This is a genomic window from Chlorobium phaeovibrioides (genome assembly GCF_003968655.1).
GTDB lineage: Bacteria > Bacteroidota > Chlorobiia > Chlorobiales > Chlorobiaceae > Chlorobium > Chlorobium phaeovibrioides.
Genome location: NZ_RXYK01000003.1, coordinates 1 through 19736, shown reverse-complemented (window position 1 = coordinate 19736; position 19736 = coordinate 1). Strand labels below are relative to the sequence as shown.

The window sequence follows — 19736 nt, the reverse complement described above, 5'->3', positions numbered from 1 at the left end:
ACCAATGTCACCAACTCTTCAAGAGAGAATGAAACGCATTTTGCTGTGGAGCATTTACAGAAAAATATGCATTATACAGTACAGTAGTTTTTGAATTGATGATAACGATGAAGAGCCAAGTAAGCTATGCTTGATTACCGGAAAAAAGTGATGGAACGGATGGATGCGCTTGACACAGTGAAGGAATGGCAGCGTCAGGGGAAACGCGTGGTGTTTACGAATGGCTGTTTCGATATTCTGCATGCGGGGCATGTGGGATATTTGGCAGAAGCACGACGGCTGGGCGACCGGCTGATTGTGGGGCTGAACAGCGATGCTTCGGTGCGCCGGCTGAAGGGGCCTCTACGCCCTGTGTGCAGCGAGGCTGACCGTGCCGCGGTACTCTCTTCGCTTGAGGCGGTCAGTGCGGTAACTGTGTTTGATGAAGATACCCCTGAGGAACTCATAGGCCTTCTCTTGCCAGACATTCTGGTGAAGGGCGCCGACTGGCCTGTGGAGAAAATTGCCGGAGCGAAGGCAGTGCTGGAGCATGGCGGCAGTGTGCTGAATGTACCACTCCTTGAAGGCCGTTCGACGAGCGGCATCATAGAAAAGGTGATTGAAGCATACGGCGGGAGGCCGTGCTGTGGAACACCTTAAAAAACACACACTACAGGTTCTTGCCGTTCTCTTGGGGGTACTTCTCGTGCTCTCCATTTCGGCAGCGCTGGTTCTCAACAGCGGGCTGATTGACCGATGGGCAAAACAGCAGGCGGTGGAGCTTTTCAACAATGAGCTCATGGGGCGGCTTGAGCTTGACCGGGTGGAACTGAAGTTCCCGAACAGGATCAGCATCACTGAACCCAGAATCTATGAAGAGGGATCGGCGGAACCAGCGCTTGCGGCGCGGAGAATCTCCGCGAAACTCAACTTTCTTTCGCTTCTGCAGCCCGGCGGACTGCGCAGACTCCACTTCACCGGGCTTTGGGCGGACTCACTCAAAGTAAGGGCCATAGAGCGCCAGAGCGGCAAACTGAACCTTACGCTTATCTTCACCTCCCGCAACCCCGACTCCACAAAAAGCGGTATTGAGGCGTTTTCGTGCAATCGGCTGGCGCTACGCCGGAGCGCCGTGTCGTATACCACGCTGGATGGGAAACAACTTGCGGCAGAGGGGCTGAAAATACAGCTCTCGTCATTCTCGATAAAAAAGAATCTTCTGAAAGGCAGCGTTGAAAAGCTCTCATTTTCCATGCCGGATGAAGATTTTGCCCTGAAAGAGGGAACTGGCACAGTGTTCATTACCGACCGTCGGGCCGAGGTCATCAACATGAAGGCAGCAAGCGGAAGAAGCCGGGCTGCTCTGTCGGTATCGCTTGATGGGATCAACCTGTTTGCGATGGACGGCACAAAGGCACTTACCACGGGAACATCGTTCGTAAACATTGAGGAGGTGGCGCTCGACCGGGCCGAACTCGTGAAACTGATGCCCTCCATCTCACTGCCCGAAGGGCTCTATTCACTGCGGGGAAACCTGAAAGGGAACCTTGAGAAGGCAGAGGTGCTTGATCTTCGCCTCTGGCAGAACGGCAGCCACATTGCAGCAAAGGGCGAACTGCTGAACCTCGGCGATACGGATGCACTTGCCTACCGGCTAAAGATTGACAGTTCACTGGTGAGTACCGCATTTCTTGAGACTCTCGGGGGGGAGATTGCCGGAAGGAGTGGCGGCGTGAAGTTCACCGGATCGGTTGAGGGAAGCCTGAAGGGCGTGAAAGTGGCTCTTGGATTGAAGACTGAAGTCGGCACAGGATCCCTTCAGGCAACTGCTGCCACAGCGCAAAAAAGCAGCCTCACTTACAGCGGAACTCTGGATTTTCAGGATTTCATGGCTGAAAAGCTGCTCGGGATGGCCGATGTTCAGAGCAGATTGCAGGGAACGGCATCGTTTGAAGGTCTCGGAGGAGAAGGGGCAGCAAAACTGAAGGCTGCGGTAAGGCTGAAGGAGTCGCGCTGGATGCAGCAGCCTATAGAGAGCGGAACAGTGACGCTGGAACAGGAAGGAAAACTGCTGAAGGTTGCCGCAGCAATGACCGGAGAGGGTCGGGAGCTCGTTGTTGAAGGGAATGTTGATACCGGTGGAAAAGAGCCCCGCTACAGTGGCAATGCAAGAATGCAGGGAATTGACATGGCGAGGCTCATGGCGGCAAGCCCCTACCCCACAAACCTGAACGGTAAGATTACACTTGAGGGAGCGGGCTTTGAGCCCGGCACCTTGAACGCCAAACTGAATATGCAGTTCACCCCCTCCTCCATCAACGGGGTACAGCTGAAAGACGGCTCGCAACTTAAAGCAGAGCTTACTCAGTCGGCCGGCTCATCATCCATTACAATAGAAAGTGATATAGCCGACCTTTCGCTCAAAGGAAACTACTCGGTAGAGCAGCTGGCAGCTCTCGGCGCCTATGCCGCCCGCGGTGTTGAAAGGGAAGTGGCGCGGGAGAACATCTGGGAGAAAAACACCCCGGCCATTATGCAAACCGACCCGCTCCTGAAGCATTCTTTCACCGTCAGTTACAGGCTTGCAGTGAAGGAGAGCGCACCGCTGGCCCTTGTGCTGCCAATCGGCGAAACCCGCTTCCGCGGAACCGCTGCAGGGCGTGCTGTATCGGAGGAGAGGGTCTGCTCCGTCACCTCGTTCGTGACACTCTCCTCACTTACCACACCTGAAAGTAAAGGCGGCATCGTAATAAAGAACCTTGAGGCAGAGGGTTCACTCAAATGCACCGGTTCAGGGATTTCCGGGGTGAACCTTAAAGGCCGGGCAGAGGGCATTCAGGGCATAGGACGAAACACAGGACCAGGAACATTTGCTGCCCGCTACACCCCCTCATCGCTCGGTGTTTCCCTGGACTTTGCTGTAGCTGAACCACAGGGGAGCATCGCATTGGAGGTTGAGGCGCTCCGAAGAGGTGCAAGCTACGCCTTGACCCTCAACCGGCTCGCCCTTGCCGACAGCTCCGGCAGCTGGCAGGCAGAGGGAACTCCGCGCGTCAGGGTTGAAAAAACACGCGCCAGCTTCAACCAGTTCGCGATTGCCAAGGGGCCGCAGAAACTGACGCTCCAAGGAGAGCTCGGCAACAGCACCCCCGGCTCGTTCACCCTTGCCCTCAAGTCATTCCAGCTTTCAGAACTGCAGCGTCTGCTCCTTGACCCCTCACTTTCCGTCCTCTCCGGCACCCTCAACGCCTCACTGAATGTCAGCGGCCCCCCCTCATCCAAAACCAGCACTCTGCAACTCAACGGCTCGGGCGTTCAATACGACAAGTTCAAGGCAGGCACCCTCAACGCCACCGCCCGCCACCGCGGCAGCACACTATCGTTCTCAATGCGAAGCCGCGCCAGTGCTGACGAAAAAGGGTCCGCAGAGCTGAACACCATCACGGGAGAGGGCAGTGTACCTCTCTTGCTGAACTACTTCCCGCTGAAGGCTGAAGTTCCCCGCAACCAGCGCATCAATGCGCAGTTCCGTTCAAACAATCTCTCCGCACAGGTGCTGGAGTTCGCACTCCCCTTTTTCGCCTCGGCTGAAGGACAGGTACCCACAACGCTGCGCATTGAGGGACGCACCCCCTCGCCCGACATCTACCTCACAAGTTCCCTGCGGAACACAAAAATCCGTGTAGCGCCAACAGAAGTAGCCTACACACTCAACGGCGAAGTCGTCATCACCCCCCGGCAGCTCGAGCTCCGCGGCTTGCAGCTGCGCGACAGCCTCAACGGCACCGGCACCCTCAGCGGACTGCTCAAGCTCAAAAACCTGCAGCCCGGAGAGCTCTCGATTGACGCACGGGTCAACCGCCTGCTTCTCTACAACAAAAAAGACAACAAAGACGAAACCTCCTTCGGCACCATTACAGGCAGCAGCAATGGCATGCGCCTCCGCGGTACCCTGGAAGCCCCAGTGCTGGAAGGCGAACTGCGGGTCAACTCCGCAAGCTTCTCCCTCTACCGATCCGGCTCGAATGAAAGCGCCAAATACATAGGGGCGGAAAAGTTCATCACCTTTGTACCCCGCTACCCTCAGCCAGTGACCGCCGGAGAAGACAAGAAAGTAGTGCAGCCAAAAGACGCAAAGTTCTACTACTCCCTTATCGACATTCTCCAGATCAGGGATTTCAAGCTGAGCGGCAACGAACCGATGCGCTACACCATGATTTTTGACCGTATGCGCGGCGAACAGCTTGAAACCACCGTCAACAACCTCTCGCTCGTGGTCAACAAGCACAACCGGAACTACCGGCTCTTCGGCTCAGTGAACATTGTAGAGGGCAAGTACCGCTTCTCCAACTCCAACTTTGACCTTGAGGATGGCGGGCGCATCAACTGGAACAGCACGGAAATTCGCGACGGTGCCATTACGAACCTCTACGGCTCCAAATTCGTCAGCGCCCTCTATCAACCCACAGCAGAGCGCGACAATGTCAAGCTGCAACTCGCAATCACCGGCACAATCAACGAGCCGAGGGTTGCCATGGGCTACTACCTCAACGAACAATCGCAACCCTACGCAGCCTCAACCATGCTCGGTACCCAGTCCGCACAAGTTGACCCCAACGCAGAACTCAATGTCATCTCCATGCTGCTCTCCAAACAATGGTACATCCGGCCCGGCAGCAACGGCACCAGCAGCAACGGAGGCGGCATTGCCGCGTCAAGTGTAGGAATCTCAGCCGGCACCGGACTTCTATCCGCACAGGTCTCCAACGCCATCCGCAACCTCGCAGGACTTGAAAGCTTCAACCTCAATGTAGGCTCAGGGCGCGACGGAGCCCTCACCGGCCTTGACCTCTACTTCGCCCTCAATGTCCCCGGCACCGGAGGAAAAGTCCGCTTCATAGGTACTGGAAGCTCCACCGACCTCTCCCAATCATCTCTCTTCGGCGAGTACGGCACATCACAGAAACTAGAATACCGCGTCACCCCCAAGATATCCGCCGAAGCCTACCGCTCATACGGCCAGAACAGCAGCGAACTCATCAGCACCAACCTCCAGAAACCCACCGAAACCTGGGGCGTCAGCGTCTCCTACAAAGAACGGTTCCACACCTGGGACCAATTCTGGAACCGCCTCACCGGCAAATCCAAGCCCAAACCCCCTCAAAAATAACAACTAAAAGTTGGGGACACTCATGACTGAGTGTACTTACGCACAACAAAAGGCGCGGAACAGCTAATCCTACAGCAGGAAACTAAAGCCCATTTTTACCTACAACACCACAGCACTCAAGAGGCAATGGTCACAGCATGCTATAAATTCCTATTATTACCCACCACTCTACTGGCGGAACAACCGCCACAAACATCACAAACTCATACCTAATCCTACTATTACCTACAGATGCCAGCCAGATTGAAGCCTGAACGAAAACAACACACAATCCCATCAAAGCAGACATTGACCCACAAGATCCTATAGAGGGAAACAGGCCGAAACCTGAAGCATTCTCGGCGTAACCATTTTTTCGGCATGATTTATTCACCCTTGAAACCCGCCTCAGCCGCCATGACCTGAAACGCCGCCGACCACAGAACCACATATCTTCCTACTTAATCCCATAATTACCCACACAAACAATCCCACAAAAAACCAGTTGAAGACCTCTTATGATTCCGCAATTTTTTCGCTATACTTGAATTAAACAGTCATTGGAAGGTCCCCCACCCTAAACCATTACTGCCATGCCACGAGGAGCGCGACTTGACACGCCGGGAACCCTGCATCATGTGATGGCAAGGGGCACCGAGAAACGGGTAATTGTTGTAGATGACGATGACCGCGAGTTTTTTGTTGAACGGCTTGGCGCGATTGCGCGGGCAACGGAGACAAAAATCTACGCGTGGGTTTTAATGGGAAACCATATTCACCTACTTCTGAAAAGTTCAGAAGACGGCCTGTCAACCTTCATGAGCCGTCTACTCGGCAGCCACGCCAGCAACTTCAATAAGCGCTACCAAAGGAGCGGGAGGCTCTTCGAGAACCGCTTCAAGTCTATAGTATGCGAGGAGGAGAGGTATTTCCTGAAGCTCATCGCCTATATTCACCTGAATCCACTGCGGGCCGGGCTGGTGAAGAGCCTTGAGGAACTCGCCAGCTACCCATGGTGTGGTCATGCGTCATTGCTTGGCCTGGAACACCATCACTGGCAGGAGCATCATGCGGTACTTGAATTATTCGGATCAACAGAGTCAGAGGCGCAACAAGGGTATCTTGATTTTGTTGCGAGTGAATTGATGCTGGGAGAACAACCAACGCTCCTTGGCGGCGGGATGCTCCGTTCCGCCGGGGGGTGGGCGGAAGTGCTATCAAAGCGGCAGCGCAGCAAACAGCAGTTCAGCGATGAACGCATTCTGGGAAGTAGCGAGTTTGCCGCAAGGGTTATTGACGAAGCGGCAGAAGGGGCGAAAAGTCAACTCCCAACGCAGGAAAACAGAAAAGAGACCCAGGAGATACTGAAGTCCATGTGCGACAGGGAGGGTGTGTCCATGGGGGCATTGATGGGGGGTTGCCGACGAAAGGAATGCTCAGGTATACGCAAAACGCTGGCCCTTCAGTTCATTATGGAAATGGGCATTTCCTATGCAGACGCTGCCAGAATGCTTGGAATATCAGCATCGGCGGTGAACCAGATTGTTCGACGGGAGAGACAACTGCGTCAGGGCTGACAGGAGCCCACTCATAGGTTTTAATAGTATATGGTAGGATAAAATAAGGAAACCACTCGCAGGCAAAAAGTACACTCTATCATGAGTATCCCCAATTTTCTGGCAGAGAAAATAGGATTTCGTGGCTTTAAGTATGCGAAAATAAGCCATCGACCTGTAGGTCGATAAGTACACTCAGTCATGAGTGTCCCCAACTATTTCGGTTATTTTGCGTTTCGGAGCAAGGTGATGATATGGTTGGGTGGGTATTGGTGGGTATTAGTAGGGAACGCTGGTGCGAGGGTTTTGAACAAATATAGGCAGTCAAGGGTGGGCCCAACTTTTGAGGGGGAATTTTGTACATTAAGGCTATATGGTTTTTGCATTAAACGAAAATGTATGCTGAAGGGTAAACGGATTGTTCTGGGGGTGTGCGGCGGGATTGCTGCGTATAAAACACCGCATCTTGTGCGGCTTCTGAAGAAGGCGGGGGCGGAGGTTCGGGTAGCGTTGACGGAGGCGGGGGGAAGGTTCGTGAGCGAGCTTTCGCTGGCTACTGTGTCGGGGGAGCCGGTTCTTGGGAACATGTTCCCGGCTACGGACACACCCGGAGTTGATTTTACGACGCATATTTCGCTGGGCGAGTGGGCTGATGCACTGGTGATTGCGCCGGCTACGGCCAATACTCTGGCGAAGCTCTCGGCGGGGCTTTGCGACAATATGCTGACGGCTTGTTTCATTACCCTTCGCCCGAACCGGCCGGTGCTGATTTTTCCGGCAATGGATGGCCAGATGTTCCTCTCGGCCTCGGTGCAGCGCAATGTTTTGACACTCTCGGAACAGGGTTGCCATGTATTCTCCCCTGAAAGCGGCGAACTGGCTTCGGGACTGTGCGGCTTAGGCAGAATGGCTGAGCCGGAGGAAATTTCAGCACAGCTTCATTGTGCGTTTGCGTCTACTCCTCATAGCTCTTCCTTTTCTGGCCTTCGGGTTGTGGTTACGGCAGGGCCAACCAGGGAGAAGATTGACGGGGTCCGGTTTATTTCAAATTATTCGTCGGGAAAGATGGGCTTCGCAGTTGCCCGTGAAGCTGCCGATAGAGGAGCGAAGGTGACGCTGATTACAGGGCCTGTGAGCCTTGAGGCTCCTCCAGGCGTTCGGCGCATCGATGTACAGAGCGCACGGGAGATGAATGAGGCGGCTGAGAGCCTGTTTCCAGAGACCGATATTTTCATTGGGGCGGCGGCTGTTGCCGATTACCGTCCGGCCGAACCTATTGAAGGCAAGGTTAAAAAAGGGGACTCTGAGATGGAGATGCGGTTGGTGCAAAACCCCGATATTCTTGCCGGGTTCGGAGCACAGAAGTCAGCGCGGCAGCTGGCCATTGGCTTTGCTCTTGAGGAGGCGGGCGGCATTGAGCATGCACGAACAAAGCTGGAAGCAAAAAATCTTGACCTGATTGCCTTCAATACCTTCAACGGGACCGATTCGGGTTTTGAGGTGGATACAAATATCCTTACTCTGATAGGAAGAGGGGACGAAACAGTGGCCCTTACAAAACTGACGAAAGAGGCTGCGGCAGGAAAGCTCCTTGATGCAGTGGAACGGCTTCTGCCGCGAAAGGCAAAGCAGGCATGAATTCTTCATCGTTGGAAGCCCTTGCCAAAGAGGCGGACAAATGCCGGAAGTGCCGTCTGGCAGATACCCGGCATTCGGTAGTGTTCGGTGAGGGAAACCCGGAGGCCGGGCTCATGGTGATAGGAGAGGCTCCGGGAGCTGACGAGGATGCAAGCGGAAGGCCGTTTATTGGCCGTTCAGGGCAGCTGCTCACCAAAATCCTGCAGGCAGTGGAGTTCAGCCGTGATGAGGTATTCATTGCCAATATCGTCAAATGCCGCCCGCCGGAGAACCGAAACCCGCTGCAGGATGAAATTGCCTGCTGCACGCCATGGCTGGAGAAACAGCTGGAAATTATCCGTCCAAAGGTCATTCTTCTTCTCGGCAAAGTTGCCGCCAACACAATACTCGTCAACCAGACGGCGCTGGGAACAATGAGAGGCAAGGTGCTGGAATGGAAGGGTACAGACTGTTTCGTGACATACCATCCTGCGGCACTCTTACGAAATCCGAATTGGAAACGGGGATGCCGGGAGGATGTGCAGCTGATGCGACGCCATTATGACAACCTTATGAAGAAGAGCCGGGCATGAGAAAGCAGGACAGGAACATTATAGATTTTGAACAGGACATCGACTTCTCGAAAGAGAGCCGCATCCCCCCATACTCCACCGATATAGAGCAGGAGGTACTGGCCTGCGTGCTGCTTGACGACGACCCGATTGAGCAGGTGATACAGATTTTCGGTGAGAGCGGAGGCGATGTATTCTATGAGCGGCGTCACCAGATCATCTTCAAGGCGATGATGCAGCTCTACACAAAGCGCCAGGCGATTGATCTTATTACGGTGAGTGAGGAGCTGGTCAAACTCGGAGAGCTCGACAACATCGGCGGACGCCACTACCTTGCGGAACTATCAGGCAAGGTTATCAGCGCAGCCAATGTGGAGTACTATGCGCGGCTGGCAAAAGAGAAATACCTCTACCGGCGAATGATATCAATCTCCACAAAGATTTCGGAGAGCTCGTACAGCTCGTCCATGGACATTTTTGACCTTGTGGAGCATGCCTCACAGCAGTTTTTCAACATCTCCCAGGCAGGAATCAAAAAGAAGGCCACGCCAATAAAGGATCTGGTCAAAAATGGCATCCGCATGCTCGAAACCCTTCGTGCATCGCAGTCATCAATAACAGGTATAGGGTCAGGGTTCTCGGAGGTCGACCAGATGACTGCGGGGTTCCAGCAGTCCGACATGATCATCATCGCCGCCCGCCCTTCAGCAGGAAAAACGGCGTTCGCTCTTGCTCTTGCCCGCAATGCTGCTGTTGATTTTGAGACCCCCGTTCTTTTCTTCAGCCTTGAAATGGCTGAAGTGCAGCTGGCCATAAGGCTGATGTGTGCAGAGGCTTCGGTGGAGTCGCAGCTGGTAAGAACCGGCCGCATTTCGCAGGAGATGATGGGACGCATCATCAACAACATGGACAAGCTGAACGAGGCAAAACTCTTTATTGACGATACACCCGGCATCTCCATCATGGAGCTGACAGCCAAAGCGCGACGGCTGAAGCAGGAGCACAACATCGGTATGGTGGTGGTTGACTACCTGCAGCTGGTAAGCCCCGTGCGCGATGGGAAGAGCAACCGTGAGCAGGAGATTGCCCAGATATCAAGGTCGCTCAAGGCGCTGGCCAAGGAGCTGAACATTCCAGTCATCGCCCTCGCCCAGCTCAACCGGTCGGTAGAGCAGCGTTCAGGAGACCGTCGGCCACAGCTGTCGGATCTTAGAGAGTCGGGCTCAATTGAGCAGGACGCTGATGTGGTAATGTTTCTCTCACGGCCTGAAATGTACGGGAAACAGACTTTTGAAGATGGCTCATCCACCAAGGATGTGGTTGAAATCGTCATCGGCAAGCAGCGCAACGGCCCTATCGGCGACATCCGCCTGCTCTTCCTGAAGAACTACGGGCGGTTCCAGTCGATGGCAAACGCCTATGTCACCGCCGGTGTCGCAGACGACAGCTACGGCAATCCGGATGGCTACCCTCCACAGGCTGCAGAATTTTCCTCAGAAGGCGACATGCCTTTTGTAAACCCAGATGAATCCCCTTTTTAATCCTTTATCCACCATGCAGGAAAAAACCTCTGAAGATCCTCACTCAACCGGCAGCGCTATGGGCCCATCCAGCCTGAAGATCGGGCTTCCTTCGGGAGCTCCTGCAGAAGACAGGTATACAGGTATTGCCGCCTCACGGGGCATCGCCATCGGAGAGTGCTACTCCTTTGAAAAGGAGATGGACGAACCACAGCCGGAAGTGATTGAAGAGGGACGGATTGAAGAGGAGGTAGAGCGGTTTACGGCGGCACTCGGGCGTTCTGAAAAGGAACTCCGTAAAATCGAGAGGGTCACCATCAAGAAACTCGGGAAGGGGTATTCGAACCTCTTTCAGGCGCAGATCATGATTCTCCAGGACCCCGTGCTGACGGATGCCATTTCCAACCGCATCCGCACGGAGCGTCGGCCGGCCAATCTGGTAATTGAGGAGGAATTCAACCGCCACCTTGAGCATTTCCGGAACTCGGATGACCCGCTGTTTCAGGAACGCGCCGACGACTTGACCGATATCAAGGACCGCATTATCCGGAACCTGCAGGTCCGAAAACTCCATTCATGGATTCCCGAAGGAGTGATTGTTGCCTCCGACCATCTTTCTCCGGCCGACATCATCCTCCTCAGCCGCAGCAATGTGAAAGGGTTCGTCACCGACACGGGAGGAAAAACCTCGCATATCTCGCTTATCTGCAAGTCGCTGAAACTCCCCATGGTGGTCGGGCTCGGCAAATTCTCGCAGAAGGTTTCCACCGGACGGAAAATGATTATCGACGGCCGAACGGGAACAGTTGTCACCGATCCGACGGACGAGACTGTTGCTGAATACATGAAGCGCCAGGAGGAGGAACTGCGAAGTGAAGAAGACGCATCGCGCAGCGCAGTCTTTCCTGCCACAACAAAATGCGGGGTGAGAATCGGGTTCTACGCCAACATTGATTTCAGGGAGGAGCTCGACACTCTCTGCGAAGAGGGGGCCGAAGGGGTCGGGCTGTTCCGGAGTGAAAACCTATTCACCGACGCCTCCAAAGTACCCACAGAAGCAGAGCAGGAGAACTACTACTTCCAGATGGCTGACGCCATTGCCCCAATGCCGCTCGACATCCGCCTGTTCGACATCGGTGGAGACAAGCTGATGTACTCACCCGTCAAGGAACCAAACCCGAACCTCGGCTGGCGCGGCATCCGCATTCTTCTTGACCTTCCGGAAATTCTTGAAGCACAGATAACAGCCATCCTGAAAGCCAACTCACACGGCAATATCGACATTCTGGTGCCGATGATCATGTCACTCGATGAAATTGCCCAGGTACGCGCAATTGTTGACCGGGCCTTTCTGGAACTGACCAATTCAGGATTACACCACATTGAAAAACCCGGAATCGGTGCGATGATAGAGGTGCCTGCCGCTGTGGAGCTGATTGATGAAATCACCCGGGCAGTCGACTTCATCAGCATCGGGACCAACGACCTCACCCAGTACACCCTTGCCGTCGACCGCAACAATGTGATTGTGCAGGACCTTTTCGAGAAATTCCATCCAGCGCTCATCCGCCAGCTCTACCGCATTATCAGCACCGCACAGAAAAACCGACGAAAAGCTGTCATCTGTGGAGACATGGGTTCCGACCCGCTTGCTCTACCCTTTCTCCTCGGCTGCGGACTGCGCCACTTCAGCGTTGTCAGCTCCGACATCGCCAAACTCAAATCCCTTGTCGGATGCTTCACCCTTGAAGAGACCGAAGCACTCGCCCGTGACTGCCTGCAGCTCACTTCCCCGAACGCCATCAAGGAAAGGCTGGAAGCGTTCGGAAAAGGGTAAGGCGATGAAATCCCCTCAACCTGCACATCAAAGATGCCCGGAGGGTTATGTATGCTTGCAAGAAGCTCCGCTCAGGGCCTCAAATCTTCAATCTTCGCCTGCTTGCGAAGAGCACTGAAGTAAGCCGAGAAGAGCTGTTCCTGCTTGAGGCCAAGCACCTGCGGTGCTATGCCGGCTTTTTCCGTCTTGATGTCAAGTCCTTCCGGGAGAGCCCGACTGGAAACCTCACAAACCGCGTATCCACTCTGGATCTGTACCGGCTCTGAAAGCCTGGCAAGCGGCATGCCGGCCATGGCTTCCACCAAAGGACGATCGACGCCGTAACCCGGAATAAAACCGTCGCTCCAGCGGATGTCGCTGGCGCTGAACATGCTGAAGCTGCTGTCAGCGGCAGCAATTGCGGCAAGCGTGGCTCCTGGAGAGGCTGCAAGCGAGGCAAGACGGTTCTTGATGAACTCGCCCTTCTTCTCTTTGATGATTTCAGTGGTAATGCCGGCTTTGAGGTCATCATCAAGCTTGCGGTACCCGCTGTCGTTTTTGCCGGTCAGGCGCATGACATAGAAGCCTTTTGGGGTTTCAATGACATCCGAAAGATCACCCTCGCTGGAGCGGAAAGCAAAATCATCAATTTTGTCGTTGTAGCCTATGGCGGCTATAGGCATGTGACGGCCAAATTGGCCTGTGGTTTCAAGGGGCAGTTTATCGGCCGAGGCACTTTCGTCCATTCCTTTCTCTTTGGCATCCATCTGAAACACCATGGCACGGCGGCGTATGCCCTCGGCAGTTTCGCTTGAGGGCCGGATGGTGCGAACAATTTCAGAGGCAACAACAGCCTTGCGGTCAAACCCGGCAACTTTAATGATGTGAAGGCCGAACTCTGTCTGCACAGGCCCTACAATGGCTCCGGGTTTTGAGGCGAACACAGCATCAGCAAACTCCGGCACCATGCGATCGCTACGGAACCAGCCAAGATCGCCTCCCCTTGCTGCGCTGCCGGGATCGGCCGAGTATCGCCGGGCGAGTTCAGCAAAATTTCCTCCAGCCTTCAATTCCCGTAGAATCATGTCGGAAAGAGCGCGGCCTTTCTGGATGTCGGCACGGCTGTTGGGGTTGAAACGGATCAGAATGTGGGATGCCCGGGCAACGGGCTTCCGGGCCGTCGTCACTGATTTTATTTTCAGGAGACGGTAGGTGCCGCTGTCGGCAATGGGACCTATGATCGATCCTGCCCTGAGGCTGGAGGAACCGAAAAGAGCGGCTCCGGCAACAGGCGAAAAATCCGAACGGTCAAGTGTTTCGTTGATGGAAGAGGAGCGGTCGCTCTGCATCCTCACAAAATCTGTGTCGTTGCGGGTTGTGGCAAACCCTGCGCGAATTGATGCAAACTCCTGCTGTGCGGCAAGGCTGTCTTGTGCGGAAGGTGTGAGAGGGAAAAAAACATAGTCAGAAGAGCGGGATGGAGCTTCGGCGAAAAGTTCGCGGTGCTCGCCGTAGTACCTTTTAATCTCATCCTCCTTGACAGGGTATTTGCTGTCATCTCCGGCAAAACTGAACGGAACGGGGATAAACGATGCCGCCATGCGGGTATACTGCTGGCGCACCAGAGTTTCAAGCTCAAGATCGGTTACATGCTCCATGGTCCGAAGCGCCCGAATCAGCTTATCAATCTTGAGTTCACGGCGGATGATCTCCTCCACCTGCACCCACATCTCGCTGTTCTGCGGGTCACGACGGGCAGCGTCAAGCTTCTGACGGTCAATCTGAGCAGTTGCAGGATCAGTAAAATTGCCTGCTATCACCTGCGGCGGGTCGGGGCGATTGATGGCGGCAAGAATCTCGCCATCCTGCACCGTGATACCGAATTTCTGGAACTGCTGTTCGAGCAGCATCTGGTCAACCACAGTGTTCCATGCCTGCTCCTGAATGCGGAGTTCAATTTCTGGCGACATGTCGGCACCCGGGTTGCTGCGACGATAGTTTTCGCTGAACTGGCGGTAGAGCTGGTCGTACTGACTGTAAGAAATCGACACACCGTTCACACTGCCGGCGTTCTGCCCCCTTCCACCGCGTCCGCCGAATCCGGCAAAATCCATACCCCATTCAAAGACGATCAGCCCCAGAAAAGACGCAAGAAGGATATAGAGAATGATATGCGTTTTATCGCGCAGGTTTGACATGAGCGCCATAGAGTCCTCAGCTGATAGGTATTAGTATAAAAGTGTGTTTTTATCATCCCAACCCTCCCTGCCGACAAGCGGCACGAAGGCAAAATTCTGGTACTGCTCCCTCTCAAAGCGGGCACCCTTCCTGGTGACGAGGGTCATCACCTGCATACCGCGGTTGCCGACGGGAATTACCATACTGCCGTTTTCGGCAAGCTGCTCCTTCAGCGCTTTCGGTTCTGATGGAGCTCCGGCACTCACAAGGATGCCGTCAAAAGGCGCCTCTTCAGGCCACCCGAGGGTACCGTCTCCCAGACGGCAGGTAATCGGAAGACCGAATCGGTGAAACTTCGCCTTCGCCTGATGGTACAGAACAGGCAACCGTTCTACCGAGAAAACACTGTAACCTATCGCTTCCAGAATGGCCGCCTGATATCCCGAGCCGGTACCAATTTCCAGCACTCTGCCAAAGGGTCTGCCACTGCCTCCGGGCACATGGTCTGCCAGCAGGCTCGTCATATAGGCAACCGTAAAGGGTTGCGATATCGTCTGCCCGTAACCTATCGGCCATGCTGCATCGTCGTAGGCGTGAGCCCGCCCCTCTTCGGGGACAAACAGATGCCGGCGAACCTCCTGAAAGGCTTCAAGAACCCATGGATTCTGAATGCCATTTCTTCGGAGAGAATCCACCATCTCCCTGCGCTGGCGGTCAAATTGCGTTTCCGTCCATTCCATACCTGAAATCTCTTTATCTTTCAGGCGGAAACGCCGGGGACCGCTCCGCTTTTGAATATTGTATCTAAAATATGAAAAAACAACCGTTCAACCCTCTCTCAACACCAAAGTTTACCATTTTCGGCGACAACTGCCGCATGGGGAGCTATATCCTGTTCATCCGGGTCGAAAAAAAACTGAATATTTCCTTTGGCCGGTTCCAGAAGGGTACGCCGGTTCTGGTTGAGGCGGGAGAGTATCTTTATCTGGGCTCAGCCCTCGGCAACCGCCCTTCCGCCGCCCCTCTTGCAGCCCGCCTTCTCCGCCACGCCTCGCGCTCCGGAATGCTTCGGGCACACCGCATCCGCAGACCAATGGCAAAGCGATTCAAAGAAGCCGGACTGGTTGACGCTGTTCCTCGCAAGATACCCTCAAAACATATTCACTGGCACGCAGACTGCCTGCTCGACCGGCTTGAAGCAGAAATAACAGGGGTTGTTGCTATCCGCAGCCCTCTCCGCCTTGAAGAAGCTCTTTCCCTGGCGCTTGGCCTTCATCCCGGAACCCGGCCCCTCGCTCCGCGCCTCGGCGCCCAGGATGCCAAAAGCGGTACCCACCTGCTCCGCCTTACCGACAGGGCGGCTGTTGAAACAATGCTGATGGAGAAAATCACCGATCTCTCAGCCCTTCTCCCGACCTAACAGCGCCCCCACAAATCGGCTGCGGTCAAAGAGCTGCAGGTCGTCAATTTTTTCACCCACCCCAATGTACTTCACCGGCAGTTTCAGCTCGCGCGATATGGAGAGAACAATCCCCCCTTTCGCCGTACCGTCGAGCTTGGTTACCACAATGCCGGTTACATGGACAAATTTCATGAACTCGCGCGCCTGCTGCACAGCGTTCTGGCCCGTTGTGCCGTCGAGCACCAGAAGCACCTCGTGCGGGGCTTCCGGGATTTTCTTTTTCGCCACCCGCATAATTTTTGCCAGTTCCTCCATCAGATGGCTCTTGTTATGCAGACGGCCAGCCGTATCAACCAGCACCACATCAGCGTTACGCGCAACAGCGGCACTGACGGCATCAAACACCACCGAAGCGGGATCAGCCCCCTGCCCCTGCCCGATAAGCGGAACCCCCGCCCGTTCAGCCCATACCTGAAGCTGCTCATAGGCCGCAGCGCGGAAGGTGTCGGCAGCGGCAATCATCACCTTTTTGCCAGCCTTTTCGTAGTTGGAGGCAAGTTTGGCAACACTCGTTGTCTTGCCGGCCCCGTTCACACCCACAATGAGTATCACATAGGGTTTTGCGGGAAGCGGAGCGTCAAATTCAACAGGATGCTCCTCTCCGCTCTCCATGAGCATCTTGCCTATTTCATCCATCAGCATCCCATTGAGCTCATCCTCCGAACGGTAGCTTTCAGTGCCGGCCCGTTCAGTAATGGCGTCAACAATTGCCAGTGTTGTTTCAACGCCAACATCGGCCGACACAAGAATATTCTCAAGTTCCTCGAGGAACTCGTCATCTATTTCCGTTCTGCCCTTTGTCACCACGGCCAGCTTTTCGCGAAGGGTCTCCCTTGTCTTTCCAAGGCCTTCGGTTAAACGCGATAATTTGAACTTGTCAAAAAAACCCATATAAAAGAGATATTGTCCTATGTTTACCAAGTACCGACACACGCGGACTCTGCCGCAGGAAATGTTGAACCAATTTACGCAAAATAATGGCATATAAAGCTACATCGGAAACAGGAGAGTTCGGTCTGATAGAACGCATCAAGAGCATTGTCCAGCCAACCCTGGAAAGTGCTCCGGAACTGGTACTGGGAATCGGTGACGACTGCGCCGTCTGGCAACCATCCACAGAACTGCTGCAGGTGAGCTCAACCGACCTGCTGGTAGAACAGGTACACTTCGACCTGCTCACCACGCCGGCAAAACATCTCGGAAGCAAGGCAATCAGCGTCAACGCCTCCGACATCTGCGCAATGAACGCTATTCCCCGCTACGCCCTCGTCTCCATTGCCGTCCCCCCCTCAATGCCGGTGGAGATGGTTGAAGAACTCTACCGCGGCATGGAAAGCGCCGCACGGGAGTACGGCATAGCCATAGCTGGCGGCGACACATCCCGCTCCCGCTCCGGACTGGTGATTTCAGTAACGGTGACAGGAGAAGTTCCTGAAAAGATGATAGCCTACCGTAACGGAGCGAAAGAGGGCGACATTGTCTGCGTTACCGGTACGCTCGGCGGTTCAGCAGCGGGGCTGAGGGTGCTGACCCGCGAAAAGCTGATCATGATGGAGCACATAGAAAACAACGAGACCTACAACCGCAACCTCATGGCCGACCTTCAGGAGTACACCGGCGCCATCCAACAGCATCTGCTCCCACTCGCCAGGCTCGACACCGTCCGGTTCCTGCACGAACGCCAGGTCACGCCCTCGTCAATGATCGACATATCAGACGGACTCGGCCAGGACCTCGGCCACATATGCAACGCCTCCGCCGTCGGAGCCCTTCTTCAGGAGAACCGCATCCCCGTCAACTCCACCGCCCGCCTCATTGCCGACGAACTCCAGGACGACGCCCTCGGCTGGGCCATCAGCGGAGGAGAAGACTACCAGCTCCTCTTCACCATCTCAAAAGAAGAACACAAAAAAATAGCCGACAACCGCGATATCGCAGTCATAGGAGAAATCACCCCCAAAGAGTCCGGCCTCCTCCTCAAAGACATCTACGGCATCACAATAGACCTCACATCCCTCCCCGGCTTCGACCATTTCAAATAGCCGGATAGTTGGGGACACTCATGACTGAGTGTACTAATTAGTACACTCAGTCATGAGTGTCCCCAACTTTTTTGTCCCCAAGTTTTGGTTGTTTGCTTGGGGAAAGGCGGGGAAGAATTGTAAATTGTGCGGCACTGGCCGAAGTGGCGGAACTGGTAGACGCCCGGGACTTAAAATCCCGTGTTCAGCAATGAGCGTACGGGTTCGATCCCCGTCTTCGGCACCATCCATCATATGCTTACATAAGCAATAGCTCTGAAACCCTTTTGAAATAAAGGGTTTCTTTTTTTCTCCTTCGGCTAATACTGCCATCATCGGCTTGAACTGCCAACTTTTTGGGGTATCTTTAGGGGTACTTTCCGGATCCAGCTTCGCTCACGGATAAAAATACCCCTACGATGCCACGCCAAACCGCCCCACTCTCTGCAAGGCGCGTCGACACAGTCAAACCCGGCGACAAGCCAACCAAGCTCTTTGATGGGGGGGGACTTTTCCTGCTGGTGACGCCTCCTGGGGGAAAACTCTGGCGCCTGAAATACCTTTTTGACGGTAAAGAGAAAACCCTCGCCCTCGGGAAATACCCCTATGTCACTCTTGAGATGGCCCGAAAAGGGCGCCAGGATGCCCGCGAACACCTCGCACAGGGCATCGACCCTTCCACACTGAAAGAGAAGGCCGGGAGGGCTGCAATCGTCACCGTTGAGAGTGTGGCGCACGACTGGATCAAGGTCGCTGCCGCCAATTGGACCGAAGGCCACACTCAGACGGTCCGCTCTCGCATGAACATGTATGTGATTCCCCCTCTCGGGAACCGCCACATCACCGAAATCACAGCCCGAGACATTATGGAGGTACTTCGCCAGATTGAAGCATCCGGCCTTTACGATACAGCCCACCGCATCCGTTCCCTGTTCGAGCAGATATTCACCTATGCGATGATTACGGGAGTGGAAGGCGTAACCGGCAACCCCGCTTCAGGCCTCAGCCGAGCTCTGATGAACCCGCCCACAAAGCATATGTCAGCGATACTCGACCCCAAAGAACTCAGCCGGCTTCTCCTTGACATAGACGGCTACTCGGGATCTTTCACGGTCAGGTGTGCCCTTAAACTTGCCCCGATGCTCTTTGTCCGCCCCGGCGAACTCCGGAAGATGCAGTGGGAGCACATTGACATAGAGGCCGCTCTCTGGACCATTCCCGCAGAAGAAATGAAGATGAGGAAACCCCACATTGTGCCGCTTCCAAAGCAAGCCCTTGCTGTTCTTGGGGAACTCCGACAACACACAATGGAACGGAAGTATGTGTTCTCAGGGCGACAACGCACCAGACCTATGAGTGAAAATACCGTCAACATGGCCTTACGGACAATGGGATGGGGACCAGAGAAAGTGACAGGACACGGATTCCGCGCAACAGCCAGAACCATGCTCCACGAAACCCTCAACTTCTCACCCGACGCCATTGAAGCCCAGCTTGCCCACGCCGTACTGGACAGACTCGGCTCCGCCTACAACCGGGCACAGCACCTTGAAGAACGCACAAGGATGATGCAGACATGGGCCGATTACCTTGACGGACTCAAAGCCTAACCGCTCAATATTACAAAGCAACCCCGCACCCCAACTCCCACCTGAAGTATCTTCTTTGGGATAAAAATAAAACATAAACCCTCAACCCCTTATATAAGAACAAGCTGCACAGTATACATTTCGGCATGGGACGACAGCGGGCCGGACTCCTTCGCTTCACTGAAATCATAACCGGAACAGCAACACCTACCAGAGGAACACCCTCCTCATTTATTTCGCATCGGACAGGTATTGTCCGTCGTCTCCCCCTACATTT

The 19736-nt window shown here is 54.6% G+C and carries 13 protein-coding genes and 1 tRNA gene; 11 read left to right on the top strand and 3 right to left on the bottom strand.

The window, feature by feature from the left end:
- Positions 1-126 precede the first annotated feature (126 nt).
- From rfaE2 to ptsP, 7 genes are all read left to right on the top strand, one after another.
- Positions 127-639, top strand: a complete 513-nt coding sequence (rfaE2, locus tag EKD02_RS02770) for a D-glycero-beta-D-manno-heptose 1-phosphate adenylyltransferase (protein WP_011890798.1) — start codon at positions 127-129, stop codon at positions 637-639.
- Positions 626-5149 (top strand): translocation/assembly module TamB domain-containing protein, encoded by a 4524-nt coding sequence (locus EKD02_RS02765; RefSeq protein ID WP_126383709.1) that lies wholly within the window; start codon positions 626-628, stop codon positions 5147-5149. The genes rfaE2 and EKD02_RS02765 overlap by 14 nt, the downstream gene beginning before the upstream one ends.
- Before the next feature lie 572 nt (positions 5150-5721).
- A complete protein-coding gene (locus EKD02_RS02760; protein WP_011890800.1) occupies positions 5722-6705 on the top strand; it encodes a transposase in 984 nt (327 codons plus the stop codon).
- 378 nt (positions 6706-7083) lie between these two features.
- Complete coding sequence (gene coaBC, locus EKD02_RS02755) at positions 7084-8322, top strand: bifunctional phosphopantothenoylcysteine decarboxylase/phosphopantothenate--cysteine ligase CoaBC (RefSeq protein WP_126383707.1); 1239 nt, start codon at positions 7084-7086, stop codon at positions 8320-8322.
- Positions 8319-8894: a uracil-DNA glycosylase gene (locus EKD02_RS02750; protein ID WP_011890802.1), complete on the top strand. Its 576-nt coding sequence runs from the start codon at positions 8319-8321 to the stop codon at positions 8892-8894. Before coaBC ends, EKD02_RS02750 begins: the two co-directional genes overlap by 4 nt.
- Positions 8891-10414 carry a replicative DNA helicase gene (dnaB, locus tag EKD02_RS02745; RefSeq protein WP_126343222.1) on the top strand — a complete coding sequence of 508 codons (1524 nt, stop codon included), beginning with the start codon at positions 8891-8893 and terminating at the stop codon, positions 10412-10414. Before EKD02_RS02750 ends, dnaB begins: the two co-directional genes overlap by 4 nt.
- Before the next feature lie 58 nt (positions 10415-10472).
- Positions 10473-12230 carry a phosphoenolpyruvate--protein phosphotransferase gene (ptsP, locus tag EKD02_RS02740; protein WP_244924386.1) on the top strand — a complete coding sequence of 586 codons (1758 nt, stop codon included), beginning with the start codon at positions 10473-10475 and terminating at the stop codon, positions 12228-12230.
- Between the two features lie 71 nt (positions 12231-12301).
- On the opposite strand, the gene EKD02_RS02735 is transcribed toward ptsP, so the two are convergent.
- Positions 12302-14416 (bottom strand): peptidylprolyl isomerase, encoded by a 2115-nt coding sequence (locus EKD02_RS02735; protein ID WP_126383705.1) that lies wholly within the window; start codon positions 14414-14416, stop codon positions 12302-12304.
- Positions 14417-14437: 21 nt separating this feature from the next.
- Positions 14438-15127, bottom strand: coding sequence for a protein-L-isoaspartate(D-aspartate) O-methyltransferase (locus EKD02_RS02730; RefSeq protein WP_011890806.1), 690 nt, complete (start codon positions 15125-15127; stop codon positions 14438-14440).
- Between the two features lie 71 nt (positions 15128-15198).
- Here EKD02_RS02730 and EKD02_RS02725 point away from each other — a divergent pair, with 71 nt between their 5' ends.
- Entirely contained in the window at positions 15199-15807 is a 609-nt protein-coding gene (locus EKD02_RS02725; RefSeq protein ID WP_126383703.1) for a GIY-YIG nuclease family protein, read from the top strand.
- Here the strand turns inward: EKD02_RS02725 and ftsY are convergent.
- The gene (gene ftsY / locus EKD02_RS02720; protein ID WP_011890808.1) at positions 15787-16740 is read right to left on the bottom strand and encodes a signal recognition particle-docking protein FtsY; all 954 of its coding nucleotides are present in this window, start codon (positions 16738-16740) and stop codon (positions 15787-15789) included. The genes EKD02_RS02725 and ftsY overlap by 21 nt on opposite strands.
- 86 nt (positions 16741-16826) lie before the next feature.
- Between ftsY and thiL the strand changes: the two genes are divergently transcribed.
- From thiL to EKD02_RS02705, 3 genes are all read left to right on the top strand, one after another.
- Positions 16827-17891, top strand: a complete 1065-nt coding sequence (thiL, locus tag EKD02_RS02715) for a thiamine-phosphate kinase (RefSeq protein ID WP_011890809.1) — start codon at positions 16827-16829, stop codon at positions 17889-17891.
- A 137-nt stretch (positions 17892-18028) separates the two neighbouring features.
- A tRNA-Leu gene (locus EKD02_RS02710) sits at positions 18029-18117 on the top strand.
- Positions 18118-18289: 172 nt separating this feature from the next.
- Complete coding sequence (locus tag EKD02_RS02705; RefSeq protein WP_126383701.1) at positions 18290-19480, top strand: tyrosine-type recombinase/integrase; 1191 nt, start codon at positions 18290-18292, stop codon at positions 19478-19480.
- The last annotated feature ends 256 nt before the right edge of the window (positions 19481-19736 follow it).

Excerpts from the sequence above, each read along its gene's own strand:
- rfaE2 (WP_011890798.1), top strand. The coding sequence starts at position 127 with ATGCTTGATTACCGGAAAAAAGTGATGGAACGGATGGATGCGCTTGAC.
- EKD02_RS02735 (WP_126383705.1), bottom strand. The coding sequence starts at position 14,416 with ATGGCGCTCATGTCAAACCTGCGCGATAAAACGCATATCATTCTCTAT.
- EKD02_RS02705 (WP_126383701.1), top strand. The coding sequence starts at position 18,290 with ATGCCACGCCAAACCGCCCCACTCTCTGCAAGGCGCGTCGACACAGTC.
- dnaB (WP_126343222.1), top strand. The coding sequence starts at position 8,891 with ATGAGAAAGCAGGACAGGAACATTATAGATTTTGAACAGGACATCGAC.
- EKD02_RS02730 (WP_011890806.1), bottom strand. The coding sequence starts at position 15,127 with ATGGAATGGACGGAAACGCAATTTGACCGCCAGCGCAGGGAGATGGTG.
- coaBC (WP_126383707.1), top strand. The coding sequence starts at position 7,084 with ATGCTGAAGGGTAAACGGATTGTTCTGGGGGTGTGCGGCGGGATTGCT.
- thiL (WP_011890809.1), top strand. The coding sequence starts at position 16,827 with ATGGCATATAAAGCTACATCGGAAACAGGAGAGTTCGGTCTGATAGAA.
- EKD02_RS02760 (WP_011890800.1), top strand. The coding sequence starts at position 5,722 with ATGCCACGAGGAGCGCGACTTGACACGCCGGGAACCCTGCATCATGTG.
- ftsY (WP_011890808.1), bottom strand. The coding sequence starts at position 16,740 with ATGGGTTTTTTTGACAAGTTCAAATTATCGCGTTTAACCGAAGGCCTT.
- EKD02_RS02750 (WP_011890802.1), top strand. The coding sequence starts at position 8,319 with ATGAATTCTTCATCGTTGGAAGCCCTTGCCAAAGAGGCGGACAAATGC.
- ptsP (WP_244924386.1), top strand. The coding sequence starts at position 10,473 with ATGGGCCCATCCAGCCTGAAGATCGGGCTTCCTTCGGGAGCTCCTGCA.
- EKD02_RS02725 (WP_126383703.1), top strand. The coding sequence starts at position 15,199 with ATGAAAAAACAACCGTTCAACCCTCTCTCAACACCAAAGTTTACCATT.